Consider the following 15,859-nt stretch of genomic DNA (forward strand, 5'->3'; position numbering starts at 1 on the left):
CCAGCAGATTGGAAACCACGTCCGAAATTGAGACCGCCCGCAAAACCAATATCGCATTGAAGAACAGGCTAACCGAGGGTCACTCTGTTATCGGGGAACAGCTGGTCACCGACGTCAGCTCCCGAAAGTGCCGGGGTCCGGGTTGCACTCCATTCTCATCAGCACGCTGGAAAGGCCTCTGCAAGCCGAAGTTTTGTCCCAACGCACCACTCATTTGGTGTGTCGAATGTGGTGGGATAGTCCCGCTCTTTACGGTACTCGGGACGGAGTGCGCTCCACTCCCTCATGTTCTTCTGAGCAGCGGGAACAAGGCAACGGCGCTCACTCTGTAACATCACTGAAAACTACCTGTTCTATGAGGGCAGAAACGCTTTGGTTGAATTATATAATGCGTTTTAAGGGACTTGATCTTAATCTGCTCGTAGCGCTCGATGCTCTGATGACAAAGCGAAGCGTTACCGCAGCTGCTCGCAGTATCAACCTCAGTCAGCCGGCCATGAGCGCCGCCATCGCCCGCCTACGCACCTATTTCGGCGACGACTTGTTCACGATGCGAGGTCGCGAACTTATCCCAACTCCGCGTGCGATAGCGCTCGCCCCCGCAGTCCGCGATGCTCTGCTGCACATCCAGTTCTCCATCATTTCTTGGGATATGTTTAACCCAGTTCAGTCGGAGCGACGCTTCAGGATCAGGCTTTCCGACGTCATGATGCTGGTGTTTTTTGAAAGAGTCGTGAAGCGGCTGGCGCGAGAGGCGCCTGGCATCGGCTTCGAGTTGCTGCCTCTCACTGAGGATCCCGATGAACTTCTCCGGTACGGTGACGTCGATTTCGTGATCCTTCCGGAATTGTTCGCGTCGAGCGATCATCCAAAGGCGAAACTGCTCGACGACACGCTGGTTTGCGTAGGTTGCCCCACTAACAAGCAGTTAAAACGGCAGCTTTCTTTCGAAAACTACGGATCGATGGGTCATATTGCGGCTAAGTTCGGACGTACGCTAAAGCCTTCCATCGAGAATTGGTTGTTGCTTGAGCACGGTCTCAAGAGGCGCATCGAAGTCGTCGTGCCGGGATTTAGCCTAATCCCGCCTTTGCTGTCGGGAACCGATCGCATAGCGACCATGCCGTTACGGCTGGTGGAACATTTCGCAAAAACAACGCCGCTGCGGGTCGCCGAACTTCCACTGGCACTTCCACCATTCGCCCAAGCTGTCCAGTGGCCTAGCCTACACAACAGGGATCAGGCGAGCATCTGGATGCGGCAGGTACTACTACAGGAAGCGTTGCACATGACAGCTCCGCGTGATTCAGTGGAATATCGACCCTAGTCGTTCGCAGCCGCGGATTTGACCGGCTTTGAGACACCCTGCTCACGATCAATGTGCCGCTCCGCCATGATCATGAAGCAAGACCCTGGTACACGGCTTCGGCCGCGGAGTGGGCTTTTGTGTGACGATTAGTGCATGCATCCCCTCGTGCTGCTGATCTTGGCTATTGTTCCCTTCAGCCGATCAACATAGGCCTGGACCTCACTTCGACTTTCCGTAGAGAGCCTGCGTAGTTCGGCGCATGCGGCCGCCTGCGGCACTACTCCTAGAGGGACCGCCACTGAAATCCAATCAATTTCGTGGAAGAGGCTCTGCCATCCGCTTCCGACATACGGTTGGATATCGATAAAGCGCGGTGTCCGTTTTTGGAAGCAAGCCCTCAGGTTGGCATATCCTTCCGGCAACTCGGCTGCGGCAAGATCTCGCCAAAACGGTGTGTCAATTCGCTTGGAATCGTAGTGCAGCCTCAGGAAGTCCCGAACACCCGTCCAGCACCGTGCGTTCGCGCTGTTATAGCCTTCGATGGCCCGAGCGGGCACAATGCCGCTTCCGTTGGCGAGAATGCGCTCCAAATTCCTTAACGCTTCGAAGGTGTAGGCGGCAAGTGCAGCCTCCAGGGGCTCAACACAACCCGACGCTGTTCCCAAAGCCACGAAATTGTTAACCCATGCGGTCGAAAAGTAACCTTGATCCAGCGAAAGCTCGTGTTTCGCCTCCACACGGAATCCATAGTGATTCTCAACCTCGGCGATTGCCATCGCAGCGTCCGCATATCTGCTGCTGAATGCATAACCGGCACTGATCGAGCGATTCAATGGGGCTTCCCACATCCATCCGGCTTTCATGGCGGTAGCACGGGTAACGGGGGATGATGCCCGCGGCTCAAGCTCAAAGATGATCGCACGATCAGTAGGCAGCACATTTGCGAACGAACACCAGCGCGTATTAAAGACTTTGCCGAGACCCAATCTGGCAAATCCGGACGCATCGACGGCGAAGTCGACTTCAAGTTCTTCGCCTCCGAGCTGGAAAGCGTTTACATGCCCTCGGTCGTCGAGTCTCATCCCGTGTACCACAGCCCTACGAGAAGTGATCCCACGTGCCAGTCCGACACGCCTTAGGTATCGCTCGAAGCCGGCGTGATTGAAGTGAAACGAAGGGTAGAGTCCAGACTCACCCGTTGCCAGCAACTCGTCGATTTCCACTTGCGATGCCTTCTTTGTGATTAACTCAAAGCCAGGGATGCACGTGTGAAGGTTCTCACCTGCGGCAATTCTCGCCGACAGCAGAGGGAAGAAACCGCCGACGCGACATTCGATTTCCGGTATGCCCGATCCGCCGAACATGCGGTAGTAGCGATCCGGGATTCCTCCACCCCTCCAATTCTCATAGAGCACACCAAGCTTGTGGGTGGCGCCGGCTTCACCAATGAAAACGTCCAGGTCGAGCTCATTGCGACACAACGTGTCAATCAGGTTGAGCGAGCCCCCCTCCCCTGGGCCAAGCGGAAACACCGTCGGAGCCTCTATGACCGTTACATCGACATCAACGTCGAAAACACGGCGAAGCGCTATCGCTGCAAGCCAACCGACAATGCCACCGCCGATAATTCCTATGCGCTTCGCATTCGTCAGATCCAGCATCACTTTTCACTATCGTCAAGATTATGTTAAGAGGCGGCGCATCTGCAGAGAGAACCAACAGTAAGATTCAATGTAGGATCATCTGAAGCGGTAGCATTCCCCAGATTGTGCCGTCGGGCAGCAATCCGGCAGCGCTAACCTGAGCAAAGGCGCCAACGTATTCTCGGCGACTATCATGATCAGCTCCATTGATTGGAAGGTCCTTGGCGACATTACGCAAATTCCATGTTCGCTTTCCAGAACGGCTGCAGCTTACGCACTCTCTTGTTCCGCGCTTCAAGGGCTGACGCGGTCGCACGGCGCTGGTCCTCGGTGACAGTGAAGTCGGCCAGAAATCCAGCGTGGGCACTTGTCCTTGCACACCGAAAGCAAACCTGAGCGGGGATTTAGCCGCACGAGAGAGATTTCATGAAGCGGTTAGCAAGGGGCCTATCGAGAGTCCTCGTCCTCGAAGCACGGATCCCCATCCGTGCGCCCGTGAGTGCCCGCTATACGAGGGTCCCCCGGCTGTTCCTCTCCATGGAATTGCCCGGTCGTTTGACGAGCTCTCCGGGCGCAGTGAGCCCGCCAGAGCAGAAAGAGTACGTTTGCGAAATAAGCTAGCTGCAGAAGCAGCGAACCAACCATAGTCGTGACGACTGCGTCACTGATGGACCCCGTTACGAGGTAGACTATAAGAGTGTTGGCGCACAGGAACAGCCATAGAATTCGATGAAAGATACCAAAAGACAACGCCGTTTTCCTGGTTTGTTTGTGGGATCATGCGGCAATGTCGTCGGCCGCAACATGATTCTGGCAGTTTGGGTAAACACGCACTCCGGCTCCGCAGCCGATACAGCGGCCGGCGCTGTCGCCGGACATGATCACATGATCTGGTTGCTGGAATGATCGTCCTCGGCGTCGCAAAACACCGAGAATTTCACCTGCGTCATTGATCCCGTGAAGGTGCATACCTCGCGCCCCGAGTCAGCAGCCGCAGCCGATGCATAATAGATATTCCGGCACCAGCTGAAGCGGCGGGTCACGAACGAGCTTTTCATCGTGAATTCTCCGACGCGGCGAGTTCTCTTTTGGCAGCGTCCAACTGAGCAAAAGCGTCGAATGTTTTTTCGGCGACGGCCACTATTTCGGTCCAATAGTTCGGAAGGCACTCGGCAAGGTCATGCAATTGCGTCTTCGCAGTCGCAGCGCGTGACTGCAGTTTTTGAACCCTCTGCTTGAGTTCTTCAAGATCTGTCATGGTCTTATTCCTTGCAGGCACATTATGCCCGCGCCACGTCCGGATAAGTTTCGATGCTTTTGATCGCATCCTTGACCAACTTCGTGCCAGTCTTGGCGCATTTGCCAAGTGTATTGAAGCCGAACCGGTGAACGTCACGTAGGGTCTTCGACAGCACCACCAGCCGCCTGGTTGTGAAGAGCACTCGGCCGATGCCCTCATCGCTGATCTCCAGCGTTCGCGAGATCAAAAGCCCCGTGCGCTCCTCGATAGCGACGCCGACGGCGGCGTAAAAAAGGTCGAGCCTCAACAGCACGTCTGGCTCGGGGTCGCCGATGACGGGGATAGCTCGCCGCTGCTCCTCCGTAACTGTGAAGTTGGCCAGCAACTCGGCGTCACATTTATCCTTCCATAATCCGTAGGAATCATGAGCGCGGACCAACCGCGCGAGGCATTTCATGAAAGGGGTGGCCAACGATCCATCGTCACTGACAGCTCGAGTAAACCGGGGATCAGATAACGCTGTCATCATTTAGTCCTCGTCCTGAAGCACGGGCCCTCTTTAATCGAGGCGATCCCGTGAGTGGCCGGCAATACTACCAACCGTCTGTCTCTCTCCATGCAAAATTCATATGCCGCTATGCCCCTTTAGAATGATAAGGTGGCTGTCCGAATGCACTTCCGAGCGCAGTTCCGATAGCGCATGAGCTAAACGATCAGCCCATTTCAACGCTCGCGATCCCATGGTGCGGCTCCCGGGCCGGCGTTTTGCCGACCGCCGCTTTTAGCGGGTCAGGTCATAGGAATAATCGGTCACCGCCGTCTGCATCGTTTCGCGATCGAGGCGGTCGAAGATCGTGTCGAGGATCGTCGTCAGCAGGCGCAGGCCGCCCTGGTAGCCCATGAGCGGAAAGCGGTGGTGGTGGTGGCGGTCGAAGATCGGGAACATCAGCCGGATCAGCGGCGTGCCGGTGTCGCGCTCGAGATACTTGCCGTAGGAATTGCCGATCAGCAGGTCGACCGGCTCGGTGAAGAGCAGCGAGCGCAAGGCCCAGAGATCCTTTCCCGGCCAGACCTTTGCCTGCTTGCCGAAGGGAGAAGAGGCGAGCAGCTCGGTCATCTCGGCCTGCCAGGCCGCCGTGCCGTTGGTGGCGAGGCAATGCCGCGGCTCGCCGCCGGTCTCCATGACGAAGCGGGCCATGGCGTAGACGAAGTCCGGATCGCCGTAGATCGCGTATGTCTTGCCATGCAGCCAGGATTGGCTGTCGGCCATGGCGTCGACCAGCCGGCCGCGTTCCAGGCGTATCGTCTCGGGGACTTCCCGGCCGGAAATCGCCGACACCTTCATCAGGAACGCGTCGGTGGCGTTGATCCCGAGCGGGTAATGGAAGGCGGCGGTGGCCTGGCCGACCTCCCGGCAATATTCGAGCGTCTTGCGGCTGTTGTAGTGCTGCAGCGACAGCGTCGCCTCGGCATTGAGTGCCGCCCTCAGCGCCTTGATCGTCGTGCCCCCGTCATACATGCGGTATTCGCCGTCGGACGGCGTATCGAACTGGTCGGAGGCATCCTGGATGAAGGTGTAGGACACGCCCATCAGGGTGAGCAGGCGCTGGAGTTCGCGGTTGTTGCCGACGCAAAAGCCGTCGAAGCCCGGGATGATGTTGATCGTGCCGGCCGCTTGGGTGCGCGCCTGGCCCTTCCAGAAGTGCTCCAGGATGCCCTTGACCATGCTGTCATAGCCGTCGACATGGCTGCCGACGAAGGCGGGCGTGTGAGCGAACGGCACGTCGAATTCGGGCGGGACTGCGCCTTCGCTCTTGGCGTTCTCAATGAAGCCATGCAGGTCGTCGCCGATGACCTCGGCCATACAGGTGGTGGAGACGGCAATCATCTTCGGATCGTAGAGCGCGTAGGTATTGGCGAGCCCGTCGACCAGGTTCTTCAGGCCGCCGAACACCGCCGCATCCTCGGTCATCGAGGACGAAACGGCCGAAGCCGGCTCCTTGAAGTGGCGCGACAAGTGCGAGCGATAATAGGCCACGCAGCCCTGACTGCCATGGACGAACGACATCGTCCGCTCGAAGCCGGCGGCTGCGAACACCGCCCCCAACGGTTGACAGGCCTTGGCGGGGTTGACGACGAGCGCCTCGCGGGCGAGGTTTTTCTCGCGATATTCCCAGCCCTTGCTGTAGTCGCGCTGGTCCGTGACGAGCCGTTCGGGGTGCGGACATTCGAAGTTCAGCTTCTTCTCCGCGAGCATCTGCCGGTATTCCGGCTCGCGAAACAGCGGCGCATGGTCGAGTATCTTCTCAGCCGATTGCGGCATGGTGTTTGACCCTTCTTGATCTGGCCTCTTAGGCCCAGGGATGTTCGAGAGGTTTCCGGTCTTGCCGCGGTCCTCGTGCCGCGCAAGACCGGCCGATCATTCGGCTGCAACTGCGGCCGTCGGCACGGTCATTTTCTTCCAGGGCGCGTCGTAGAGATCCCAGACCGGATTGTTGATGGCGAGATCCATGTCGCGGGCGAAGATGGCGAAGCCGTCATAGCCGTGATAGGGGCCGGAATAGTCCCAGGAGTGCATCTGGCGAAACGGGATGCCCATCTTCTGCACCGGATACTTCTCCTTGATGCCGGAGCCGACCAGATCGGGGCGGATCCGCTCGATGAACGTGTCCAGTTCGTAACTGGTCGCGTCGTCATAGATCAGCGTGCCCGTCTTCACGTAGTGACCGGTGCGCTGATAGTCGTCGTTGTGGGCGAATTCGTAGCCGGTGCCGACGATCTGCATGCCGAGGTCCTCATAGGCGGTGATGACGTGACGGGGGCGCAAACCACCGACATAGAGCATCACTCGCTTGCCCTGGAGGCGCGGCCAGTACTTGTCGATCACGGCGTCGACCAGCGGCCGGTACTTGGCGATGACCCTCTCGGCCCGTTCTTCGATCGTCGGGCCGAAATGCCTGGCTATCTTGCGCAGAGAGGCTTCGATCTGGGAGGGGCCGAAGAAGTTGTATTCCATCCAGGGGATGGCGTATCTTTCCTCCATGTGCCGGCAGATGTAGTTCATCGACCGGTAGCAGTGGATGAGGTTGAGCTTGGCCCTGGGGGCCCGCTCCACTTCCGCGAGCGTGGCGTCGCCCGACCAGTTGCCGACGACGCGCAGCCCGATCTCCTCGAGCAGGATGCGCGACGCCCAGGCGTCGCCGCCGATGTTGTAATCGCCGATGACGTTGACATCGTAGGGACCGGTTTCGAACTCGACGTCCGTCTTGCCGTCCGCCTTGTCGAACACCCAGTCGCGGATGGCGTCGTTGGCGATGTGATGGCCGAGCGACTGCGAGACGCCGCGGAAGCCTTCGCAGCGCACCGGCACGATGGTCGTTTCGTGTTCGACGGCCTTCTTGCGCGACACCGCTTCGATGTCGTCGCCAATCAGGCCGATCGGACATTCGGACTGGATGGTGATGCCGTTGTTGAGGGGAAACAGCTCCTCGATCTCGTCGATGACCTGTTCCAGCTTCTTGTCGCCACCAAAGACGATGTCCTTCTCCTGAAAGTCGGAGGTGAACTGCATCGTCACGAAGGTGTCGATGCCGGTGGTGCCGACATAATAGTTGCGGCGCTGCGACCAGGAATACTGACCGCAGCCAACCGGGCCGTGCGAGATGTGGACCATATCCTTGACCGGGCCCCAGACCACGCCCTTCGAGCCCGCATAGGCGCAGCCGCGGATCGTCATCACCCCGGGGATCGACTTGATGTTCGACTTCACGTCGCATTCGGAGAGGGTCTCGCCCTCCTCCCCGACCGCCTCGCGGTCCGATGCGACACTGAGGTGCTTTTGGCGACGCTTGGCCGCCTTGTGTGGGTACTGCGACAGCACTTGCGTGATCAGCTCCTGATGGAGCGCACTGTCATTCTCGTAATCGAGGCTCATTGGGCCTGCCCCCTTTTTTGCGTGTCCTCCAAGAAGAGGCACCATTGGTGGAATGTCGCACCGGATCACCGTCCCGGCAGCGTCTGCGGCGGCGGTCACTGGGCCGCTGCCGCCGCTTCCTTGGCCTGAAGTTCGGCAAGCATCTGCTCGTCGGTCTTCATGACGCCGAAATCGAGCAGCATGTCCTCCAGCTCCTCCATGGTGATCGGGGTCGGGACGGTGCCCTGGCCGGAATTGGCATGGATCTTGTCGGCCAGCGCGCGATATTCCGCCGCCTGTTGCGACTCCGGGGCATACTGGATCACCGTCATCTTCCTGAGCTCTGCGTGCTGGACGATGTTGTCGCGCGGCACGAAGTGGATGAGCCTGGAATTGAGCTTGGCCGCCAGCGCCTCGGCGAGATCGAGCTCGCGGTCCGTCTGGCGCTCGTTGCAAATCAGCCCGCCGAGCCGCACGCCGCCCGAATGGGCGTATTTGAGGATCCCCTTGGCGATGTTGTTGGCGGCATAGAGCGCCATCATCTCGCCGGACATGACGATGTAGATTTCCTGCGCCTTGTTCTCGCGGATCGGCATCGCGAAGCCGCCGCACACCACGTCGCCCAGCACGTCGTAGGAAACGTAGTCGACATCGTCATAGGCGCCATTTTCCTCCAGGAAGTTGATCGAGGTGATGACGCCGCGGCCGGCGCAGCCGACGCCCGGTTCGGGGCCGCCGGACTCGACGCATTTGATGCCCTTGTAGCCGACCTTGAGCACGTCCTCGACCTCGAGGTCTTCCACCGATCCCTCCTTTGCCGCCAGATGCAGGACCGTGTCCTGCGCCTTCGCGTTGAGGATGAGCCGGGTGGAGTCGGCCTTGGGATCGCAGCCGACGATGAGGATCTTCTGCCCGAGGTCGACAAGGGCGGCGAGCGTGTTCTGCGAGGTGGTCGACTTGCCGATACCGCCCTTGCCGTAAAACGCGATTTGACGCAGACCTGCCATGTTGCTTTCCTTCGTTGTTCGAAACCATCGCGGTTGCCCGCAACACGAATACAGCGGCAGCTTCAAGCCGCCTGCACAAGGAAGGCTTCAAAAGCCGTGCCAAGTCGAGGAGGGTGAGCCCAGCAGAAGCTGGTTTACCTTCTTTTACAGCTACTTAGATTAGGAGAAGTAGCCGACCCAGAAGCAAGCCTGTGTCGCGGAGCCGACAATTTCACAAACAATTGTCGAAAGCGTCCGACGCGCCAATGGTCGTAGTCAAACCGGCGCAGTGGGTCACGATCGACAAAGGCGACGGACCGCTGTAGTTGTCGAAGTGGTGCTCGGCGAACCAGGCTGTGCTAAAGCCGGCTTGCAGAGTGTCCTACGATTCATGACAGCCGCGCTGGGCGGCCAGGATAGATGTTGCGAACTTGATAGTCGCTTCGTTTGCAGATCAGGCGCCGTGCAGGTCGCGGTGCCACGTGTCATTCGGCCGGCCTGACGGTGTGGTCCCTATTAGGACGCGTCAGGCGAGGCCAGAAGTCGTCCCAGTTCAACATCCCTGCCTTTCGTGAGCCGCGGCCTACGCGACGTCCATTCGTGATCCGGTGTATGTTGCGCGGTTGGGTCTTCGAGACGTCGAGGGAGCTGAATGAAGATCAACGTGACTACTTGTGCGCAAGGACCTGCGCGGCGGTGCGCACAAGAGACCGGAGCAGAAACCTTGGGGCCGATGTGATCCCTGAATGCGCAATGGGGAGGTGCCGCCTTCCTGCAGGAGGGCGAAAGAAGCCGTAGAAGCGTCCGGGATTCCGACACCTATAACGCAAGCCGATGTCATCAATCCGACAAATCGACGAAAATATCGAATGGTACTCCAGGCTACTCAGCGCAAAGCGGTGGCGGGTCACGGCCTGCCACGGCGGGGATCGCTGACGATCAGGCCGTCTTGAGGTCTGCTATAACCTTTTCAAAGAATTCCTTGATTGGCTTCGACATATCAATCAAAGCCTTGGTGCTGAGCGCCTGGGATTCTTTGACCTGCTCGACACCCATGTCTATACGCTTGCGCAGGAAGGAACACTGTAGGTCGAAAACTTGGGACGGCGATTTTGCCCCGATCAACTCGCTAAGATGGTGCAAATTAGCGAAGGTGTTGGCTTGGACTGCAGCGAAAGTGTTCAGCGACAGTTCAAATCCCACCATCATTGTTGACTTGAAGACGGATCCGGCCAGCTCCTGTGACTCAATAGCATGCGTCAATTGCTCGCCCCTATTGATTGCCGTGGATTGACCGACGATCGAGTTTTCGACAGTTTCGAAGGGCTTTTCTGCGGTCCTGGACATTTCGCATTCCTCTCGTTACGGCGGCTCTGGCGACCATCTTGCACATCGTCAACGGCCATTTGTCGCAAGAACTCAATTGAATAGTATTGTGAAATCTTCATACGTGGCGCAGTCGAGGCATAGGATTGTTGCCGCAATGAGCAGCTCCGCCGCCTCGCAATGAGCAGTATCAAGATTTGTGCCAGTTCTGTCGGTGGCGCCAAAAATCTGTCATCTCGCTATCCCTCCACCCGGGTCTTTGCTGCGGCTGCGGACTTTGGCTGGAGGCCGATTAAGATGTCTCGGCGGTCATTTGATGGAGGCAAATAACATTTCTTGCCGGCCAAGGTTTGCCTTGAGACAAAGGTGAGAATTATGGACAGAAGGCGGTGAGGAGGCAGTCCCGTCGTGCCAGACCGATGGTGTTCGCGCACTCAAATTCGTGGATCACGTCGGCGGCGAAGAGCTTGGCGATAATGTCAGAGGCGTCGTCCTAATCGCCTGCACTACCATCAGTATGTCGCCGTGGCCGGTTACCGGGATGGCGGGGCTGGTCGGGTCGAGAACAGTAAGCACCTCGGGCGTCAGGATCTGCGGTTTAACGGCAACTGGCACGGTCATTGCTCATCAGCTTCACATGACAATCGCCGCTGTCGGTTTTCGGAGAATCGGCCTGGCAGGCGACCGGGCGGGCCCCATATGGAGGATCTCCTGATGACCATTGAGCATTCCGCGGAGACCCGCGCCAAGCCACCCTTATATCGCCATCTCTATGCCCAGGTACTGGCAGCGATCGCGGGCATCCTGTTTGGATATTTCTATCCGGACATCGGAAAGCTTGGAATGATCATTGCACCGGTGATCTTCCTGAAGGTCGCGACGGAGATCGCAGGCATAACCGGTCTCGCCAAGGTTGGTCCCATCGCCGGCAAGGCGAGTTTGATACCTGACCTTCTCGACTTTGGTACTTGCCGTCCACCTCGCGGTCACCAATGTGATGCAGTCGGGTGCGGGCAGTGCTTATCGATCCGGCCTCGCTCAATGCCGAGGCGGTCGCCGGCTGTGCGGAAAAGGCGCAAGAACAGTTGATGACCGGTTTCCTGATACTGGTTATCCCGTCGACGCTTGTCAGCGACGAAGGAAGACTTTGCGACACTGGTCGACATCCACGTCATCGCCGCCGCCAGAAAAAGTGACAACGGGTACAGCGACACAGGCCGCGACCCTACCAGGCACAAAGCTCCGCATATCCATAGACGCTATGAACAGAATTTAGAAAATCAATTTTTGAGGAGTGTGAATTGCCCATATCTAGGGACGATCGGCCACTGACATGCCGATCCTGCAACGACTTGGAGCCGCCCCACAAACACCGTGGCGGCGAATGGATAAAAACAAGGAGCAAGGACGAGATGCTGGACATCGGCGTCATTGGAAGACTGAAGTTTGCGACCGCGTTCATGGCCATGTCCTTACTACTGGTGCCGGCTGCGGAGGCTCAAGAGCAGCCGGTCTGGCACTACGGACTGTCGCTCGTCGATGATCTCAAATATCCGCCCGGCTTCAAAAAGTTCGACTATGTGAATCCCGAGGCACCTAAGGGCGGAGATCTCAGGCTTTCACAGACAGGCACCTTCGACACGTTCAATCCCCTGCTGGTGAAGGGCGAAACGGCCGTCGGCCTGGATTTCGTCTTCGACACGCTCATGAAACCGTCAGAGGACGAGATTTCGACGGCCTACGGGCTTCTGGCCGAAGGCGTTTCCTTCCCCGACGACATCTCCTCGGCCACGTTCCGGCTGAGGCAGGAAGCGAAATGGGCCGACGGCAAGCCGGTGACGCCGGAAGACGTCGTCTTCAGCTTCGACAAGGCGAAGGAACTGAACCCGCTCTATCAGAGCTACTATCGGCATGTCGTGAAGGCGGAAAAGACAGGGGATCGGGACGTCACCTTTCACTTCGACGACAAAAACAATCACGAACTTCCTCATATCCTCGGGCAGATCCGGATTGTGCCGAAGCACTGGTGGGAGGGCACTGGACCGGACGGCAAGCCGCGCGACATTTCGCGAACGACGCTTGAACCGGTGATGGGGTCAGGTCCCTACCGGATCGCTTCGTTCGCCCCCGGCGGGACCATTCGTTATGAGCGCCGGCCCGATTACTGGGGCGTCGCGCTCAACGTCAATGTCGGGCAGAACAATTTCGATTCGATCACCTATTCCTTTTTTGGCGACCGCGACGTCGAATTCGAGGCTTTCCGCTCCGGCAACACCGATTATTGGCGGGAGAACCAGGCGATGCGCTGGGCTACGGCCTTCGATTTTCCGGCGGTGAAGGATGGCCGCGTTAAACGCGAGGAAATTCCCAACCCCTTCCGGGCAACGGCCGTGATGCAGGCGATGGTGCCGAACATGCGCCGCAAGCCCTTCGACGACGAGAGGGTGCGCCAGGCATTGAACTATGCGCTCGACTTCGAAGAACTGAACCGGACCATCTTCTACAATCAGTATCAGCGCGTGAACAGCTTCTTCTTCGCCACAGAACTCGCCTCCTCCGGTCTGCCGGAAGGCAAGGAACTGAAGAACCTCAACGAGGTCAAGGACCTCGTGCCGCCCGAAGTGTTCACCACCCCTTATAGCAACCCGGTCGGCGGCACGCCGCAAAAGGCGCGCGAAAACCTGCGCAAGGCCATCGAGCTCCTGAACAAGGCGGGGTTCGAGCTCAACGGTAACCGGATGGTGAATACTGAGACGGGCAAGCCGTTCTCCTTCGAGATCATGTTGAGCAGCCCGTCATTCGAGCGCGTCGCCTTGCCCTATGCGCAGAACCTGAAGCGGATCGGTATCGAAGCGCGCGTGCGCACGGTGGACCCATCGCAATATACCAATCGCAAGCGTGCCTTCGACTACGATGTGACCTGGGAAGTTTGGGGTCAGTCCTTGAGCCCCGGAAACGAACAGGCGGACTACTGGGGATCGGCAGCCGCCACACGCCAGGGCTCCAGGAATTATGCCGGCATCTCCGACCCTGGCGTCGACGCATTGATTGAGCGCGTGATCTTCGCAAAGGATCGCGAAACGCTGGTTGCCGCAACGAAGGCACTCGATCGCGTCCTGCTCGCCCATAATTACGTCATTCCGCTCTATTACAAGCTGGCCGCCCAAATCGCCTATTGGGACGCGCTGGCACGGCCGAAAGAGCTGCCGAAATACGGACTGGGCTTCCCCGAGGTGTGGTGGTCGAAGAGCGCTGCCTGTCATTTGCCCGCTTCGCTGTAGTTGCATTTGTGGGAGCTCTGGCGAAGCCGGGCGTCTCCAGTTCACGCCCGACCGTCGCCTCATCCGAAATGCGCAACTTCTGGACCAATCTGCGCGCCAGTGAATTTTTAGGATAGCCTGCTTTCGACGTCCTTTGCCAGCCCCGGGCGCAGAGCGTCATTCAGTGTCGCTCGGTCGCCGCGGTGCACCGTTCGTTGGGGACCAACACTGCAGCGAATGGCGCTGCCTCCGAACGGGGGCCGCCATCGTAGAGTGAGGCAAGTGCCAGCAATCGCCGCTATGGCTGGCATCCTCCGTCTGCCATCAAGCTTTCGAAGAGCTGCGCCGCCGAAGTCATCACATCGCATCCTGTTTGCGGCACAGAGGCGCTCTTTGGTGTGGGCTAATTCGACAATGTCCGATTTCCGACATTGTCGGACAAATGTCATACCGATGTTTGAGTTTCGGTGTTGTTTCAGAACCGGTTTTTTCGTTGGCATAGTTTGTGCTTGACCGATTTGCAAAGGCCTTTTCGAACCAGGAGAAACGATCCAATGATAGGTCTCAACGGAAGAGCCGTTAGTGCAGTGAAGCTCACTCCTTCCCGCGATTCTGAACCGACCGATGGCTTATGCATATGACGGTTCAAGCGCACGGCTGTGCATATACCATTTTGCATTAGAGACTGAGTCGCGCGAGGGCGACACTGTTATCGAGAAGGAGATCAACATATTTGTTGACTCGGACCCCCAACCCCATGTGGCCGGCCTGGCCCGGGACGTCATCCCAAGGGTGGATTCGCCCGGGTTGGTCTTCAACGTTTCAACGCGCGGGAGAGGTGAGCCTGCGGCAAATCGTTCGGCTGATCGCCACGCACGGGAGAACAGTAATGCTGGATCAAAAAGCACTTCTACAATGCCACGATCGCCATTTGTAAACCTTTCGTCGTTTCGGTAGCTGGAGAATTATCTTGAGGCCTATCTATCTCGACAACAACGCAACGACGCGCGTCGATGCGGAAGTTCTCCAGGCGATGCTGCCATTTTTCGCAGATGTGTTTGGCAACGCTTCCTCGATGCATGACGCTGGTGCTACTGCCGGGGCAGCGATTAACGTAGCGCGCCGGCAGTTGCAAGCACTGATCGGTGCAAAGTTCGACCCAGAGATCACCTTTACCTCGGGCGGGACCGAAAGCAACAATGCGGCGATCCTTTCGGGGCTCGAGGCTATGCCTGAGCGCACTGAGATCGTAACTTCGGCGGTCGAGCATCCTGCGGTGCTGACGCTCTGCACCCATCTGGAGAAGACACGCGGCACCAAGGTGCACAAGGTCCCAGTGGATCACCAGGGCCGACTTGACCTTGACGCTTATCAGGACGCCCTTACACACCGTGTAGCAATCGTTTCGATCATGTGGGCCAACAACGAGACGGGAACGATCTTTCCTGTGGTAAAGCTAGCTGAGATGGCCAAAAAAGTCGGCGCAATTTTCCACACCGATGCGGTGCAAGCAGTCGGCAAGCTACCGATTGACTTGAAATCAACGGCAATCGACATGCTGTCGCTTTCCGCGCACAAGTTCCATGGCCCGAAGGGCGTCGGGGCACTCTACATAAAGCGCGGGGTACCCTTTCACGCACTCATCAAGGGAGGCCACCAGGAGCGCGACCGGCGCGCGGGCACGGAGAACACGCCCGGGATAGTAGGTCTGGGCAAGGCGGCAGAACTCGCGTTGGATTGTATGGACAAGGACAATGCGATAATAAGATCATTCCGCGATCGGTTGGAGAAAGGACTTCTCGAGCGTGTCACCCAAGTCTTCGTAATGGGTGATCCGGTGACGCGGTTGCCCAACACAACGAGCATTGCCTTTGAAGGCGTCGGTGGTGAAGCCATGCAGTTTCTGCTCAATCGCCATGGCATCGCCTGCTCCTCCGGATCCGCCTGTACCTCTCGTTCTTTATCGACGAGCCATGTGCTAAAAGCCATGGGTACTCCCCACAGGCAGGCGGTCGGAGCAGTCCGCTTCTCGTTGTCAGGCTATAACTGTGAAGAGGATATAGATCGGGTGTTGCAGGTGATACCCGCAGTTGTGAAAAAACTGCGTGAATCTCGTCCAGTATTTGCCGGGTAGACGCTCTGCCGGCACATACGATTGTTTGAGCGCTTGGGAATGTCCGAA

12 protein-coding genes and 2 pseudogenes are annotated in these 15,859 nt (G+C 58.1%); 4 read left to right on the top strand and 10 right to left on the bottom strand.

Annotation, left to right across the window (positions count from 1 at the left end):
- Window positions 1-388: 388 nt before the first annotated feature.
- The gene (gene nodD2, locus SS05631_RS28440; protein WP_010875122.1) at window positions 389-1,327 is read left to right on the top strand and encodes a transcriptional regulator NodD2; all 939 of its coding nucleotides are present in this window, start codon (window positions 389-391) and stop codon (window positions 1,325-1,327) included.
- Between the two features lie 128 nt (window positions 1,328-1,455).
- On the opposite strand, the gene SS05631_RS28445 is transcribed toward nodD2, so the two are convergent.
- From SS05631_RS28445 to SS05631_RS28490, 10 genes and pseudogenes are all read right to left on the bottom strand, one after another.
- Window positions 1,456-2,970 (bottom strand): tryptophan halogenase family protein, encoded by a 1,515-nt coding sequence (locus tag SS05631_RS28445; protein WP_037426118.1) that lies wholly within the window; start codon window positions 2,968-2,970, stop codon window positions 1,456-1,458.
- A gap of 429 nt (window positions 2,971-3,399) precedes the next feature.
- Complete coding sequence (locus SS05631_RS32575; RefSeq protein ID WP_037426115.1) at window positions 3,400-3,702, bottom strand: exopolysaccharide production repressor protein; 303 nt, start codon at window positions 3,700-3,702, stop codon at window positions 3,400-3,402.
- A gap of 131 nt (window positions 3,703-3,833) precedes the next feature.
- Window positions 3,834-4,010, bottom strand: a complete 177-nt coding sequence (locus SS05631_RS28455; protein ID WP_010875125.1) for a hypothetical protein — start codon at window positions 4,008-4,010, stop codon at window positions 3,834-3,836.
- On the bottom strand, window positions 4,007-4,210 hold the full coding sequence (locus SS05631_RS28460; protein WP_010875126.1) for a CCE_0567 family metalloprotein: 204 nt from the start codon (window positions 4,208-4,210) through the stop codon (window positions 4,007-4,009). Before SS05631_RS28460 ends, SS05631_RS28455 begins: the two co-directional genes overlap by 4 nt.
- A 22-nt stretch (window positions 4,211-4,232) precedes the next feature.
- Window positions 4,233-4,721: a NifX-associated nitrogen fixation protein gene (locus tag SS05631_RS28465; protein WP_080579242.1), complete on the bottom strand. Its 489-nt coding sequence runs from the start codon at window positions 4,719-4,721 to the stop codon at window positions 4,233-4,235.
- 252 nt (window positions 4,722-4,973) lie between these two features.
- The gene (gene nifK / locus SS05631_RS28470; RefSeq protein WP_095678128.1) at window positions 4,974-6,515 is read right to left on the bottom strand and encodes a nitrogenase molybdenum-iron protein subunit beta; all 1,542 of its coding nucleotides are present in this window, start codon (window positions 6,513-6,515) and stop codon (window positions 4,974-4,976) included.
- Window positions 6,516-6,611: 96 nt separating this feature from the next.
- On the bottom strand, window positions 6,612-8,126 hold the full coding sequence (nifD, locus tag SS05631_RS28475) for a nitrogenase molybdenum-iron protein alpha chain (protein ID WP_095678129.1): 1,515 nt from the start codon (window positions 8,124-8,126) through the stop codon (window positions 6,612-6,614).
- A gap of 95 nt (window positions 8,127-8,221) precedes the next feature.
- Window positions 8,222-9,112: a nitrogenase iron protein gene (gene nifH / locus SS05631_RS28480; protein WP_010875130.1), complete on the bottom strand. Its 891-nt coding sequence runs from the start codon at window positions 9,110-9,112 to the stop codon at window positions 8,222-8,224.
- Window positions 9,113-9,356: 244 nt separating this feature from the next.
- Window positions 9,357-9,527: pseudogene (locus tag SS05631_RS28485) on the bottom strand (LLM class flavin-dependent oxidoreductase); the annotation flags it as partial.
- 503 nt (window positions 9,528-10,030) lie between these two features.
- Window positions 10,031-10,438, bottom strand: coding sequence for a phasin family protein (locus SS05631_RS28490; protein ID WP_037427441.1), 408 nt, complete (start codon window positions 10,436-10,438; stop codon window positions 10,031-10,033).
- A 693-nt stretch (window positions 10,439-11,131) separates the two neighbouring features.
- Between SS05631_RS28490 and SS05631_RS28500 the strand changes: the two are divergent.
- The 3 genes and pseudogenes from SS05631_RS28500 to nifS all read left to right on the top strand — a co-directional run.
- A pseudogene (locus SS05631_RS28500) lies at window positions 11,132-11,547 on the top strand (cation:dicarboxylase symporter family transporter); the annotation flags it as partial.
- A gap of 282 nt (window positions 11,548-11,829) precedes the next feature.
- Window positions 11,830-13,698: an extracellular solute-binding protein gene (locus SS05631_RS28505; protein WP_095678130.1), complete on the top strand. Its 1,869-nt coding sequence runs from the start codon at window positions 11,830-11,832 to the stop codon at window positions 13,696-13,698.
- Between the two features lie 949 nt (window positions 13,699-14,647).
- Window positions 14,648-15,811, top strand: a complete 1,164-nt coding sequence (gene nifS / locus SS05631_RS28515; RefSeq protein WP_037427446.1) for a cysteine desulfurase NifS — start codon at window positions 14,648-14,650, stop codon at window positions 15,809-15,811.
- The last annotated feature ends 48 nt before the right edge of the window (window positions 15,812-15,859 follow it).

It is taken from the genome of Sinorhizobium sp. CCBAU 05631, from assembly GCF_002288505.1.
GTDB lineage: Bacteria > Pseudomonadota > Alphaproteobacteria > Rhizobiales > Rhizobiaceae > Sinorhizobium > Sinorhizobium fredii_C.